Origin of the sequence: Streptomyces sp. WAC 04229 (genome assembly GCF_003947455.1) — a bacterium.
Taxonomy (GTDB): Bacteria; Actinomycetota; Actinomycetes; order Streptomycetales; family Streptomycetaceae; genus Streptomyces.
In genome coordinates this window covers 20,853-33,376 of record NZ_QHJH01000071.1, presented here as the reverse complement: position 1 = coordinate 33,376, position 12,524 = coordinate 20,853, and the positions used below count along the sequence as shown (strand labels likewise).

General features: G+C 73.2%; 13 protein-coding genes. 7 read left to right on the top strand and 6 right to left on the bottom strand.

Annotated elements, in window-relative coordinates; genetic code table 11:
• Nucleotides 1-178 precede the first annotated feature (178 nt).
• Nucleotides 179-637, bottom strand: a complete 459-nt coding sequence (locus tag DMH12_RS20175; protein ID WP_125492935.1) for a DUF4396 domain-containing protein — start codon at nt 635-637, stop codon at nt 179-181.
• 248 nt (nt 638-885) lie between these two features.
• On the opposite strand from DMH12_RS20175, the gene DMH12_RS20170 reads away from it, so the two are divergent.
• From DMH12_RS20170 to DMH12_RS20155, 4 genes are all read left to right on the top strand, one after another.
• Entirely contained in the window at nt 886-1,635 is a 750-nt protein-coding gene (locus DMH12_RS20170; RefSeq protein ID WP_125492934.1) for a hypothetical protein, read from the top strand.
• A gap of 5 nt (nt 1,636-1,640) precedes the next feature.
• Nucleotides 1,641-3,218 (top strand): hypothetical protein, encoded by a 1,578-nt coding sequence (locus DMH12_RS20165; protein WP_125492933.1) that lies wholly within the window; start codon nt 1,641-1,643, stop codon nt 3,216-3,218.
• A complete protein-coding gene (locus DMH12_RS20160) occupies nt 3,215-3,943 on the top strand; it encodes a TIR domain-containing protein (protein WP_125492932.1) in 729 nt (242 codons plus the stop codon). The genes DMH12_RS20165 and DMH12_RS20160 overlap by 4 nt, the downstream gene beginning before the upstream one ends.
• Before the next feature lie 242 nt (nt 3,944-4,185).
• Nucleotides 4,186-5,619, top strand: a complete 1,434-nt coding sequence (locus tag DMH12_RS20155; RefSeq protein WP_125492931.1) for a macro domain-containing protein — start codon at nt 4,186-4,188, stop codon at nt 5,617-5,619.
• An 84-nt stretch (nt 5,620-5,703) separates the two neighbouring features.
• On the opposite strand, the gene DMH12_RS20150 is transcribed toward DMH12_RS20155, so the two are convergent.
• The 5 genes from DMH12_RS20150 to DMH12_RS20130 form a co-directional block, all read right to left on the bottom strand.
• Nucleotides 5,704-7,152: a HAMP domain-containing sensor histidine kinase gene (locus DMH12_RS20150; RefSeq protein WP_125492930.1), complete on the bottom strand. Its 1,449-nt coding sequence runs from the start codon at nt 7,150-7,152 to the stop codon at nt 5,704-5,706.
• Complete coding sequence (locus DMH12_RS20145) at nt 7,153-7,902, bottom strand: response regulator transcription factor (RefSeq protein WP_125492929.1); 750 nt, start codon at nt 7,900-7,902, stop codon at nt 7,153-7,155.
• 95 nt (nt 7,903-7,997) lie between these two features.
• Nucleotides 7,998-8,609, bottom strand: a complete 612-nt coding sequence (locus DMH12_RS20140; RefSeq protein WP_125492928.1) for an FMN reductase — start codon at nt 8,607-8,609, stop codon at nt 7,998-8,000.
• Nucleotides 8,606-9,721, bottom strand: a complete 1,116-nt coding sequence (locus DMH12_RS20135) for an LLM class flavin-dependent oxidoreductase (protein WP_125492927.1) — start codon at nt 9,719-9,721, stop codon at nt 8,606-8,608. The genes DMH12_RS20140 and DMH12_RS20135 overlap by 4 nt, the downstream gene beginning before the upstream one ends.
• 84 nt (nt 9,722-9,805) lie before the next feature.
• Nucleotides 9,806-10,396 (bottom strand): TIGR03086 family metal-binding protein, encoded by a 591-nt coding sequence (locus DMH12_RS20130; RefSeq protein WP_125492926.1) that lies wholly within the window; start codon nt 10,394-10,396, stop codon nt 9,806-9,808.
• Between the two features lie 79 nt (nt 10,397-10,475).
• Here DMH12_RS20130 and DMH12_RS20125 point away from each other — a divergent pair, with 79 nt between their 5' ends.
• Genes DMH12_RS20125 through DMH12_RS20115 form a run of 3 tightly spaced genes read left to right on the top strand, consistent with a single transcriptional unit; the run spans nt 10,476 to nt 12,497 of the window.
• On the top strand, nt 10,476-11,330 hold the full coding sequence (locus tag DMH12_RS20125) for a helix-turn-helix domain-containing protein (protein ID WP_125492925.1): 855 nt from the start codon (nt 10,476-10,478) through the stop codon (nt 11,328-11,330).
• 5 nt (nt 11,331-11,335) lie between these two features.
• Nucleotides 11,336-11,674, top strand: a complete 339-nt coding sequence (locus DMH12_RS20120; RefSeq protein ID WP_125492924.1) for a YnfA family protein — start codon at nt 11,336-11,338, stop codon at nt 11,672-11,674.
• Nucleotides 11,675-11,717: 43 nt separating this feature from the next.
• Complete coding sequence (locus DMH12_RS20115) at nt 11,718-12,497, top strand: SDR family NAD(P)-dependent oxidoreductase (protein ID WP_125492923.1); 780 nt, start codon at nt 11,718-11,720, stop codon at nt 12,495-12,497.
• Nucleotides 12,498-12,524 lie beyond the last annotated feature (27 nt).

Genomic DNA, 12,524 nt, shown 5'->3' with positions numbered 1-12,524 from the left:
GCGGGGTTCGAACGCGGCTGCGGCTTGTCGGTGTGCGGCTCGGGTGTGGTTTCGGGTTTGGCGGGGGGGGCGGGCGCGGGCCGGGGCGCCCGACGACTCCGAGACGTGGTGACGAGACCGGCCACGTCGTGAGGGACGCGGCCGGCCTGCGACGCGCCGGCGGCCGGGCGAGGGCGACTCAGTGGTGGGCGTGGGCGTGCGCGACGGCGTGCCCCTTGCCGCGGCCGATCATCCACTTGTTGACCGGCGTGGTGAGCACGAAGGCGACGGCGAGCCCGCCGAGCAGGGCGCCCCAGAAGAGGCCGTCCGACAGGTGGGCGTCCATCGCACCCGGCGTGAGGGCGACGATCCCGTTGTCGACCAGCTCCATCACCGCGATGGAGACGGTGTCGGCGGCCAGCGCGACCTTGACCGCGGACCTGAGGCCGAGGCCGGCCCGCACCACCGAGAACAGGGTGAAGGAGTAGCCGAAGAGGAACGCGAGCGCGATCGCCAGCGCCATGGTCGGCGCGTTTCCCCAGGCCAGCGCGGTGCCGATGACCATGCCGAGGATCTCGCCGACGGCACAGCCGGTCAGGCAGTGCAGCGTCGCCCCGGCAGCGGTCCCCCAGGACGCGTGGTGGGCGATGTGATCCATGGCGGTTCCCCTTCCCTCGGCGTATCTCGGCCACTCATGCAACCATACCCCCCGGGGGTATATTCGCTCCAGGTCGGAGCCGCTGCCTCCCCCATACCGGAAGCCGATCGGAAGCGCATCGGAACGCCAGAAATCTGGATCCGGAAGCGCCGACCCTGATCGGATCGGTCGATGCACAAGGCACATCGGCCCACTCGGGGCGCGTGCCGTATCCGCCCGTCCGGATACCGGCGGCAATGAGGTGACAGATGAGTAATACCCGCGTTCCGCCCGGCGCCCGTGGTTCCTACCCGGCACCGGGACTCGCACTCACGCCCGGCCAGGTACGCAACCAGGCCCTGACCGTCATCGCGATCCCGTTCGTCCTCATAATCGTGCTGGCCGTCGTGCTCGCCACGGCCGGCCGCGACGACGGGGCCCCCGCCACCGACGACTTCTACGGCAGCGGAGCACTGCCCGACTGGGGTTCCGGCACCTCGGACGACGAGACCTCCGGCAGCGACACCCCCGACGACGGCACGTACGACGACGGCACCAGCCCCGACGGCTCCGGCGGCACGGCCGGCGACGACACCGGCCTGTGGGGCGACGGCACCACCGACGACCCGTACGACCCGTACGGCGACGGCACCTACGGCGACGGCACGGACGGCACCGCCACCGACGACCCGACGGACACTCCCTCCGACGACCCCGCCCTCACCGACGAGGACGGGCCTGAGGCGACGGTCACCGCGTACTTCGAGGCCATCAACAACCGCGACTTCGCCGCCGCATGGGAACTGGGCGGCAAAAACCTCGACCCGGACTACGACCACTTCGTCGCCGGCTTCGAGACGACCGACCGCGACGACGTCACCGTGAACTCGACGGCCGGCGACGAGGTGTCGGTCACCGTCGTGGCCTGGGACACCGACGGCACGTCGGCCACCTTCGAAGGCACCTACACGGTGAGCGACGGCGTCATCACCGCCGCCGACGTGCGGGAAGGGAACTGAGGACCATGACCACCCACGCCGCCCCGCCGCCGCCGGACGCGACCAGCAACGTCACCCGCCTGCTCTGCGCCGGCACCTACCTCGACCCCGTCTACCGCAAGGCGGTGATCCGGGAGCTGCTGACCCACTCCTACCGGATGGTGGCCCCCTCCTACGGCTACGACGCCGCTCCCGTGCTCGCGCACGCCCTCGCCGCGCACAACCTGCGCCGCAACCAGCTGGCCGCCCTCGGCGCGGGCACCGCCGTCGTCGTACTGCTGCTCGCCACGGGGCTGCTGAGCGGCCTCGGTGCGGCGCTGCTCTTCTTCTGGGTCGCCTGGGCCACGATGTTCCTGCGCCGCCTGGCCATCCTCCAGACCCTCGCCGAGCACCTCGCGCCGGCCTCGGAGGGCCGCCCGGGCTTCGACGGCGCCTACCCGATGACCTCGCGCTTCACCCCGGAGCTGGTCGGCAAGATCAACCGTCAGCAGGCCTCCGACACGGTCTACTACGGCGGCTACAAGCCGTTCGTCGGCGCCGGAAGCTCCATCCGCCGCTGGGCCAACGCCGAGCTGCTGCTGGGCGCCCCGGTGTCCCGCAACGGTGTGCTCACCGGCCCGGGCTCCCTGCTCAACGGGCACTTCCCCGCGCAGCACGGCCCGGTCGACGGCGCGGGTGACCACGCCCCGGCCGAGCGCAAGCCGATCATCCCGTTCACCGTCGAGGACATCACCGGGCGCGTCAGCGAGCAGATGCTCGCCGAGCTGCGCGACAAGCCCGCGCCCAGCGACCGGATCCAGCTCCTCTCCGTCGACCGGCGCAGGTTCACCAAGGCGGTCCGGACGGCCGAGGGCGGCGACTCCGTCGCCGTACTCCTGGACGCGCCCGACCCCGAGGACGGCGACGAGCACTGGCGGGAGGACTACGACGCCCGGCGCGAGTACCTGTGCATCCGCATCGGAGCCTGGCAACAGGAGCTGGTCACCTCGGTGTTCATCGGTTTCGACATCAAGGGCAGCACCCTGCACACCGAGTTCTACACCTACGTGCTCGGACCCGTGCCGGAGAGCTTCCACCTCGCCGACCGGCTGCCCGCCACCATCGACGGCCGGCTCATGCTGCGCATCGCCTGGGACGTGACCCGCAGCGCGCCCGGCGAACTGCTGCGCCTGGTCTTCAACCCGCTGCGCGAGCGGCTGCCCAGCCGCTTCGGCACCGACACCGTACGCACCCTGGTGAGCCAGCCCAACGACACCAGCGAGTTCCGGCTGGGCCGCTACGCGCTCACCTCCGTGGACTGCGGCGCGCTCACCAGCGTCCGCGAACTGGCGCCCGGCAACGACTTCCACCACTTCTTCCAGGAGTCGGACGCGATCAAGTACATCCAGATCATCGAGCGCCACCTGCTCCAGATCGTCGGTGACTTCCTGCGCGACCACGACGTCGACACCCGCGAGCACGAAGCGAACCAGACCAACATCCTCCAGCAGAACTTCGGGGCCAACAGCACCAACAACTTCGGGGGCAACCAGAGCGTCGGCAACAACGGCACCCAGACCTTCGGCAACAACTCCGGCATCACCAGGGAGGCACGACCGGCATGAGCGCCCAGAAGTTCCAAGGCAACGACTTCGGCCAGGGCAGCACCAACAACTTCGGGGGCAACCAGAGCGTCGGCAACGGCGGCACCCAGACCTTCGGCGACAACTCCCCGGTGCAGGCCGCACCGTCCGGGCATCCGTACGCCGACGGCGTCCGGCGCAACGCGGTGCCGATGCCCTCGGACGCCGACCGGGCCCGGAGCGTCTTCGTCGTGCACGGCCGGGACGACCAGGTGCGACGGGAGATGTTCGAGCTGCTGCGCCGGCTCGACCTGCGCCCCAAGGAGTGGGAGGACCTGGTCAGAGCGACCGGGCACGCGTCCCCCTTCCTCGGTGACGTGGTCGCCGGCGCCCCGGCGCAGGCCCAGGCGGCGCTCGTGCTGCTCACCCCGGACGACGTCGTCAGCCTCCACCGCGACCTGCAGGGCCACAACGAGCCGGAGTACGAGACCCGGCCCGTGTGCCAGCCGCGCCCGAACGTGCTGATCGAGCTGGGCATGGTGCTGATGGCGTACCCCGAGCGCACCCTGATCGTCGAGGTGGGCGGCCTGCGGCCGATCGCCGACATCGCCGGGCGCAACGTCATCCGCTTCGACGGCTCCGGGACGGCGCTCGGCAAGATCGTGGAACGGCTGAAGCTGGCGGGCTGCACGGTCAACGACACCGGTTCGGACTGGCGCCACACCTACCCGTTCCAGCACCTGTCCGCCTACCACCGCCGGCCGTAGCCCGGCGGATCCGCGCGCCGTTCGGGGGACCGGCGCAGGCGGCCCCCGGGACGCGTCCCGCACGTCGGAACGCGTCCCGGGGGCCGACCCCTGCCCGCCACCGCCACCGTCGGACCCTCGGTCCGGTGCGCCACCCGAACCGCCCGAATCCCCAACTCCCCCAAACGGACAATTGATACGCTGCCGAAACCTCCCCCGTGACCACTCGGCGGAAGAGGGCGAAACGAGTGGAGACCACTTGTATGGCGCGCATCCGTGTGAGGGTCCTGGGCCCGGCAGGTCTCGAAGTCGACGGTGAACCGGCCCGGTTGACGCCGTTGACGACACGGCTGCTGGTCCGGCTGGTGGCGGCGGAGGGCGAGTCCGTACCGGTCCGCACGCTGCACCGCGACGTGTGGGCGGTGGGCGGCGAGCAGCCGCACCAGTCCGGGCGGCACCGCAACGAGGTGCAGAAGCGCGTCCTCGAACTGCGCCGCGCCCTCGACCCCGCCCAGAACGGTGACGGCGCCCGGGTGCTGCGCACCGAGCAGCTGCTGGCCGCACCGGCGCCCGAGACCGCGTACCGGCTGGTGCTCACGCCCGAGCAGCTGGACTGCGCGGAGTTCACCGACCTGGTCAACTCGGCGCTGCTCGCGGCGCCCGCGTCGGCCGCCGACCGGCTGGCGGCGGCGCTGGCCCTGGTCCGCGGCCGCCCCCTGGCCGAGGCGGGCGACGAGGACTTCGCCCGGCCGCTGGTCCGCCGGCTGCTCGCGCTGCGCGAGACGGCCCGCCGCCAGCTGATCCGCAGCCGGATGGACCTGGGCCGGCACGACCTCGCCCTGCCGGTCGCCCAGCAGATGGCCCGGGAGCGGCCGGACGACCAGGACGTCGCCGAGCTGCTCGGCTCGCTGCGGGCGCGGCTGCGGGAGCGGCACGGGCAGGAACTGCTGCGTCAGCCCGTCCCCGGCGCCGGGGACCTGGTGGTGGTGCGCGGCGACCTGTTCGACCAGGAGGACGCCAATCTGGTGGTCGGGTTCACCGACACCTTCGACACCGCCACCGAACAGGACCTGGTGATCAGCCGGGACAGCGTGCAGGGGCAGCTGGTGCAGCGGCTGTTCGGCGGCGAGCGCAAGCTCCTCGACGACCGGATCCAGGCCGGACTGCGAGGGCTCACCCCGCTGCGCACGGAGCGGCCCCAGGACAAGCCGCGCGGCCGCCGGGTCCGCTATCCGCTCGGCACCACCGTGCCGCTCACGGTGGACGGCCGCCGGGTCTTCGCCGTGGCCTACTCCCGGCTCGGCAACGACCTCGTCGCCCGCTCCGGACCGGCCGCCCTGCGGGCGAGCCTGGACACCCTCTGGCCGGCCGTCGCCCGGTACGGCATGTTCAAGCCGGTCGCGATCCCCCTGATCGGCTCCGGCCTCGCCCGGATCGTCGAACTCGACCGCACCCAGCTGCTCTTCATGATCGTCGAGAGCTTCGCCGCGCACTGCCGCCGGGACCCGGCCACCGCCCCCGAACTGCGCGTCGTGATCCGCCCGGCCGACCTCGAACGCACCGACCTGTCCGCCCTCGGCGCCTTTCTGCGCACCCAGGGGGTCCCGGGCACCAGCACCGACGTCGGCGCCGGCACCGGGACCCGCGACACCGGTGCCGGCGCCGGCGACAGCGGTGGGGCCCAGGGCCACCGGTGACGTCGGCATGGGCACAGCGCACCAGCGCGCCCGCTTCCGGCACCAGCGGCGAACCGCTTCCGAAGCGCTTCCGAAGCGGCGGGCCTACGGGCGCCTGCCCGCTCCCCCCGCCGCGTCCTGCGCACCCGCCGACGACGGGACCACCGTGAAGCCGATCACCGTGCCGCCGCCGTCCCGCCGGTACGCGAACGGGGCGCCCCCGTGGGCCAGGGCGACCTCGCGCACGATGGACAGGCCGAGGCCCGAACCGGGCCGGGAACGGGCGTCGGCCGCGCGGTAGAAGCGGTCGAAGACGCGGGTCAGGTCGGCGTCGGCGATGCCGGGGCCGCGGTCGAGGACCTCGACTCGGATCGGGCCCGGCCGGGCGGGTCCGGCGACGGCCACCTCGATGGGGCCGGTGCCGTCCGGGTCGAACTTCGCCGCGTTCTCGACCAGGTTGGAGAGCGCGCGGGTCAGCATGGCGGGCCGCCCGTCGGCCGTGGTCTCGCCGCAGACGCGTACGCCGATCTCGCGGCCGGTGCGGCGCCGGGCCAGCGCCGCCACGTCGTACGCGAGGTCCGCCAGGTCGACCGGCTGCGGGGGCTCGCCCGAGGACTGGCCGGCCGCCAGCTCGACCAGTTCGTTGACCAGGTCGGTCAGCTCCCGGGCCTCCTGCCCCAGGTCGGCGACGAGTTCCTCCCGGGCGGCGGGAGGGAGTTCGTCGATCCGGCGCAGCAGCGAGATGTTGGTCCGCAGCGAGGTCAGCGGTGTCCGCAGCTCGTGCCCGGCGTCCTGGACCAGGCGCCGCTGGTCCTCCTCCGACTGGGCGAGGCGGCCCAGCATCAGGTCGAAGGCGCGGCCGAGGCGCCCCACCTCGTCGGGTCCGGTGACCGGGACCGGGACGCCGAGCCGGCGGGTGCGGGCGACGTTCTCGGCGGCGGAGGTGAGGACCACCAGGCGCCGGGTGATGCGCCGGGCCAGCCACCAGCCGAACAGGCCCGCGGCGAGCACCACCGCCGCCATCAGGACCAGCGTCCGCCGCTGCAGGGCGCGCAGCAGGTCCTCGGTGTCGCTGAACTCCTGCGCCACCTGCACCGCGCCCCGGCCGCCGCCGAGGGAGACGGTCGCCACCCGGAAGACGTCGGTGCCGACGTCGACGTCGTCGTGCCGGACCACCCGCCCTGCCTCGGCGGCACCGGCGGCCCGCAGGTCGGCGCCGGTCACCGGGAGCCGGGGCTCGGCCGGGTCCAGGACGGTGCCGTCCGGCCCGAGGACCTGTACGTCGGTGCGGGCGGGGCGCACGATGTCGTGGCCGGGCGCGGAGGAGGAGAAGTCGCCCGGCGACAGCCGCAGCCGGCGCACCTCGGCCCGCAGGTCCCGCGCGGCCTGTTCGAAGACGGACTCCTGGTCCACCCGGACCAGTCGGGCCGCCGCGTTGTAGGACAGCCCTCCGACGAGGACGGTGACGACGGCGGTGATCGTCGCGAAGGACACCGCGAAGGTGGTCCGCAGCGACAGCAGCCGGGGCCGGCGCCCGAGCGGGGAGGCGCCCACTCAGTCGGCCCGCAGGACGTAACCCACGCCGCGCACGGTCTGGATCAGCTGCGGGGCGCCCGGGTGGTCGAGCTTGCGGCGCAGGTAGCCGACGTAGACGGCGAGGTTCTTGGAGCCGGGGCCGAAGTCGTAGCCCCAGATGCGGTCGTAGATCGTGGCGTGGTCGAGCACGGTGCCCGCGTTGCGGACCAGCAGTTCGAGGAGTTCGAACTCGGTGCGGGTCAGCTCCAGCTCGCGTCCGTCGCGCCAGGCGCGGCGGGCCCGCGGGTCCATGCGCAGGCCGGCGGCCTGCGGGTACCGGTCGTCCGGCGCCTCCTCGGGCGCCGCGGACCGGACGCCGGCGTCGGCCTCCGCGCGCTCGGCGGGGTCCGGGCGGTCCGTTCGGTCCGTGCGGCGCAGCAGGGCGCGCAGGCGGGCGAAGACCTCCTCGACGTCGAAGGGCTTCACCACGTAGTCGTCGGCGCCCGCGTCCAGGCCCGCGATGCGGTCGGCGGTCTCCACCAGCGCGGTCAGCATCAGGATCGGGGTGGCGTCACCCTCGGCGCGCAGCTCCCGGCAGACCTGGAGGCCGTCGATGCCCGGCATCATCACGTCCAGCACCAGGACGTCGGGCCGGCGGCGGTGGGCCTGCGCCAGCGCCTCGACGCCGTCGGCGACCGCGGTGACCCGGTACCCCTCCAGGGTGAGGGCGCGCTCCAGGGCGTGCCGGATGGCGCGGTCGTCTTCGGCGAGCAGAACAGTCCGGGGCACCCGTCCAGTCTGCCAAGACCGGCGGCGCCCCGGCCGGACGGGCCCGGCTTCCCCACCGGGACCACCCGCCGTCCCACCCCGGAACCGCCCGGATCTCACCCGGCGGGCCGCAGCGCGGCGAGCCGCTGCTCGAAGGGCACGACCTCCTCGAAGGAGTCGCGCCGGGGCAGCTGGCGGGCGGCCCCGGACAGGCCCGTCATCAGCGCGGCCAGCTCGCCCGCGGCCCGCGCGGTCCGGCCGTCGAGCCCTTCGGCGCCCCAGTCCTCGGAGGCGGCGTACACCCCGGTGGGGACGACGACGGCCTTCAGGTACGCGAACAGCGGACGCAGGGCGTGGTCCAGGACGAGGGAGTGCCGGGCGGTGCCCCCGGTGGCCGCGATCAGGACCGGCTTCCCGGCGAGGGCGTCCTCGTCGGTGACGCTCAGCGCGTCGAAGAACGACTTGAACAGCCCGCTGTACGACGCCGAGAACACCGGCGTGACCACGATCAGCCCGTCGGCCTCCGCGACCGCGGCGAACGCGTCGGCCAGCGGCGGCGCGGGGAAACCGTTGGTGAAGGTGTGCGCGATCTCCACCGCGAGGTCGCGCAGTTCGATCACCTGAACCTCCGCCGACGTCTGCCCGGCGGTGGCGGCGGCCAGCCGGTCGGCCAGCAGCCGGGTGGACGACGGGACGCTCAGTCCCGCCGAGACGACGACGAGCCTCATGCCGGTACTCCTTCCTCGCGGACGTCCCCGGAGGCGTCCTTGCGGGCGGCGGCCAGCAGGGACGCGTGGGTCGGCGCGTCCGGCACGTGAGCCGGACGGTCCTTGGCGAACTCCTTCCGCAGCACCGGCACGACCTCCTCGCCGAGCAGGTCGAGCTGCTCCAGGACGGTCTTCAGGGGCAGGCCGGCGTGGTCCATCAGGAACAGCTGGCGCTGGTAGTCGCCGGCGTAGTCGCGGAAGGCCAGCGTCTTCTCGATGACCTGCTGCGGCGAGCCGACCGTGAGCGGCGTCTGCTCGGTGAACTCCTCCAGGGAGGGGCCGTGCCCGTAGACGGGCGCGACGTCGAAGTACGGCCGGAACTCCCGCACCGCGTCCTGGCTGTTCCTCCGCATGAACACCTGCCCGCCGAGGCCGACGACGGCCTGCTCGGGGGTGCCGTGCCCGTAGTGGGCGTAGCGGGCCCGGTACAGCTCGACCATGCGCTTGGTGTGCTCGGCGGGCCAGAAGATGTTGTTGTGGAAGAAGCCGTCGCCGTAGTACGCGGCCTGCTCGGCGATCTCCGGCGAGCGGATGGAGCCGTGCCAGACGAAGGGCGCGACGCCGTCCAGCGGCCGGGGCGTGGACGTGAAGCCCTGCAGCGGCGTGCGGAACTTCCCCTCCCAGTCCACGGTGTCCTCGCGCCACAGGCGGTGGAGCAGGGCGTAGTTCTCGACGGCGAGGTTGATCCCCTGCCGGATGTCCTTGCCGAACCACGGGTAGACGGGTCCGGTGTTGCCGCGCCCCATCATCAGGTCCACCCGGCCGTCGGCCAGGTGCTGGAGCATCGCGAAGTCCTCGGCGATCTTCACCGGGTCGTTGGTGGTGATGAGGGTGGTGGAGGTGGAGAGGACCAGCCGCTCGGTGCGGGCCGCGATGTAGCCGAGCATGGTCGTGGGCGACGAGGGGACGAACGGCGGGTTGTGGTGCTCGCCGGTCGCGAACACGTCGAGCCCGACCTCCTCGGCCTTCAGCGCGATGGCGACCATGGCCTTGATCCGCTCACGCTCGGTCGGCGTACGGCCCGTGGTCGGGTCGGGCGTGACGTCGCCGACGCTGAAAATGCCGAACTGCATGGTCGCTCAACCTCCGGTTTGTTGATGCTTCAACTATACCCGGAGAACGGAGAACGACCAGGCACTATTCCCGCACGCGGAGCCTCACCGCCAGTACGGATCCCTCCCCGTCCCCGCGAGCAGCCGCTCGAACCCCGACGCCCCCGCGGCCGGCTCGACCGGCACCCCGAACATGCCCATCTCCCTGGCCGTCGGCGCCAGCTCCGCCACCGCGCCCGCCAGCTCCGCCACGACCGCCTCGTCGGCACCCGGGTACTCCTGGCCCGTCGCCCGCGCCAGGTCCCACACGTGCACGGTCAGATCGAGCAGCGCCATCGAGCCGACCAGCCGCGCGGGCATGTCCATCCCGCCGGTCGTCCCCTCCTCGGCACCGGGCGCCGACCAGGCCGCCGCCAACCGGTCCGCCTCGGCCACCAGCCGCTCACGCCACTCGGGGCTCCCGGCGACCCGGTCCGGCGTCTCGCCGAAGGCCGACGCCTCCTTCCGGGCCAGCCGCTGGAACTGCTCGACCACCTGGAAGAGGTGGTTGACCAGCGCCTTCACGTCGTACTCGGCACAGGGCGTGGGAGCGGCGAGCGCCACGTCCGAAACACCCCGCACCACCGGGGCGGCCCGCTCACGCGCCATGGCCAGCAGCTCGCCGATGCCGTACGCCTTCGCACTGTTCGTGTCCATGCTCCGACCGTAGGGACGTCGGGGGCCGCCCTTCTTGAACAAACGCGACACCCGGGGAAGCGCGACGTACGATCCGGCCATGGAGGCACCCCGCCACGACACCCGCGGGATCGTCGACCCGACCGCGCTGCTCCACCGCGTGCGGTTCCGCCGGCACGCGCCCGCCGAGCCGCTGCGCCGGTACGTCGAGTGGTACTGGCTCATCGACTGGGACCTGCCCGCCCCCTACGCCTCCCACGTCGTACCGCACCCCTGCGTCAACCTCACCTTCCAGTGGGACGAGGACGAGGGCCCGCCCTACGCCGAGGTCACCGGCGTCGCCCTCGGCCTGTACACCCGGAAGCTGACCGGACGGGGCCGGGTCTGCGGCGCGAAATTCCGGCCCGGCGGCTTCCGGCCGTACACCCCCCGGACGCCGGTGTCGCGATGGACGGGGCGCGCCCTGCCCGCCCGGGAGGTGTTCCCCCAGGTGACGGACGCCACGGCCGACGCCGTCGTCACCCCCGCCGCCGACCGGGACCGGGTGGCCGCCCTCGACGCCTTCCTGCTCACCCTGGACTGCGCCCCGGACCCGCAGGCCGACCACGCCGTCGCCCTCGTCGACCGCATCCGCTCCGACCGCACGGTGCGCCGCGTCGGCGACCTCGCCCGGGCGGAGGGAGTGTCGGTGCGGGCCCTGCAGCGGCTCTTCGCGACCCATGTCGGCGTCAGCCCGAAGTGGGTCATCCTCCGGTGCCGCATCCACGAGGCCCTGGAGCGCGCCGGCACCCGCACCGGCATCGACTGGGCCGCCCTCGCCGCCGAGCTCGGCTACGCCGACCAGGCGCATCTGGTACGCGACTTCACGGCGACGGTGGGGGTGCCGCCGACGGCGTACGCGGCGGAGACGGATCCGGCCGGCTCCGGGGACCCGGACAGCGGCATGCGAGGCTGACCGCCATGGTCATTCTCCGCTCGGCCGCCCTCTTCGTCGTCGCCGCCCTCTTCGAGATCGGCGGTGCCTGGCTGGTCTGGCAGGGGGTGCGCGAGCAGCGCGGCTGGCTCTGGGCGGCCGGCGGGGTCCTCGCACTCGGCGCGTACGGCTTCGTCGCGACCTTCCAGCCCGACGCCCACTTCGGCCGCATCCTCGCCGCGTACGGGGGCATCTTCGTGGCCGGCTCGATCCTGTGGGGCGTGGTCGCCGACGGCTACCGCCCCGACCGGTGGGACATCACCGGCGCGCTGGTCTGCCTGGCCGGGATGGCCGTGATCATGTGGGCGCCCCGCAACGGCGGCTGACTACCCTGGACGGCGACGTCCAGCACCGATCAAGGAGCAGCCCATGGCCACCGCAGCCGCCCCGTCCGCCGCCTCGCGCATCGCCGTCGTCACCGGTGCGAGCAGCGGCATCGGCGCCGCCACGGCCCGGCAGCTCGCCGCGGCGGGTTACCGGGTCGTCCTCACCGCCCGCCGCAAGGACCGCATCGAGGCGCTCGCCGAGGAGATCCAGGCCGCCGGGCACCAGGCCACGGCGTACCCCCTCGACGTCACCGACCGCGCGGCCGTCGACGAGTTCGCCACGGCCTTCAAGACGATCGGCGTCCTGGTCAACAACGCCGGCGGCGCGCTCGGCGCCGACCCGGTGGCCACCGGCGACCCGGAGGACTGGCGCCGGATGTACGAGACGAACGTCCTCGGCACCCTCAACCTCACCCAGGCCCTGCTCCCCAAGCTGGAGGCGAGCGGGGACGGCACGGTGGTCGTCGTCTCCTCGACCGCCGGGTTCGCCACCTACGAGGGCGGCGCGGGCTACGTCGCCGCCAAGCACGCCGAACACGTCCTCGCCGAGACACTGCGCCTGGAGATCGTCGGCCGCCCGGTCCGCGTCGTCGAGATCGCGCCCGGCATGGTCAAGACCGACGAGTTCGCCCTGACCCGCTTCGCCGGCGACCAGGACAAGGCGGCCAAGGTCTACCAGGGCGTCGCCGCCCCCCTGACCGCCGACGACGTCGCCGACACCATCACCTGGGCGATCACCCGCCCCGCCCACGTCAACATCGACCTCCTGGTGGTCCGCCCCCGCGCCCAGGCCTCCAACACGAAGGTGCACCGGGAGGGCTGACGCTCGGGCGTAACTCACAGGAGTGAA

Coding starts and splice junctions, on each gene's coding strand:
- DMH12_RS20175 (WP_125492935.1), bottom strand. CDS start 637: ATGGATCACATCGCCCACCACGCGTCCTGGGGGACCGCTGCCGGGGCG.
- DMH12_RS20170 (WP_125492934.1), top strand. CDS start 886: ATGAGTAATACCCGCGTTCCGCCCGGCGCCCGTGGTTCCTACCCGGCA.
- DMH12_RS20165 (WP_125492933.1), top strand. CDS start 1,641: ATGACCACCCACGCCGCCCCGCCGCCGCCGGACGCGACCAGCAACGTC.
- DMH12_RS20160 (WP_125492932.1), top strand. CDS start 3,215: ATGAGCGCCCAGAAGTTCCAAGGCAACGACTTCGGCCAGGGCAGCACC.
- DMH12_RS20155 (WP_125492931.1), top strand. CDS start 4,186: ATGGCGCGCATCCGTGTGAGGGTCCTGGGCCCGGCAGGTCTCGAAGTC.
- DMH12_RS20140 (WP_125492928.1), bottom strand. CDS start 8,609: ATGAGGCTCGTCGTCGTCTCGGCGGGACTGAGCGTCCCGTCGTCCACC.
- DMH12_RS20135 (WP_125492927.1), bottom strand. CDS start 9,721: ATGCAGTTCGGCATTTTCAGCGTCGGCGACGTCACGCCCGACCCGACC.
- DMH12_RS20130 (WP_125492926.1), bottom strand. CDS start 10,396: ATGGACACGAACAGTGCGAAGGCGTACGGCATCGGCGAGCTGCTGGCC.
- DMH12_RS20125 (WP_125492925.1), top strand. CDS start 10,476: ATGGAGGCACCCCGCCACGACACCCGCGGGATCGTCGACCCGACCGCG.
- DMH12_RS20120 (WP_125492924.1), top strand. CDS start 11,336: ATGGTCATTCTCCGCTCGGCCGCCCTCTTCGTCGTCGCCGCCCTCTTC.
- DMH12_RS20115 (WP_125492923.1), top strand. CDS start 11,718: ATGGCCACCGCAGCCGCCCCGTCCGCCGCCTCGCGCATCGCCGTCGTC.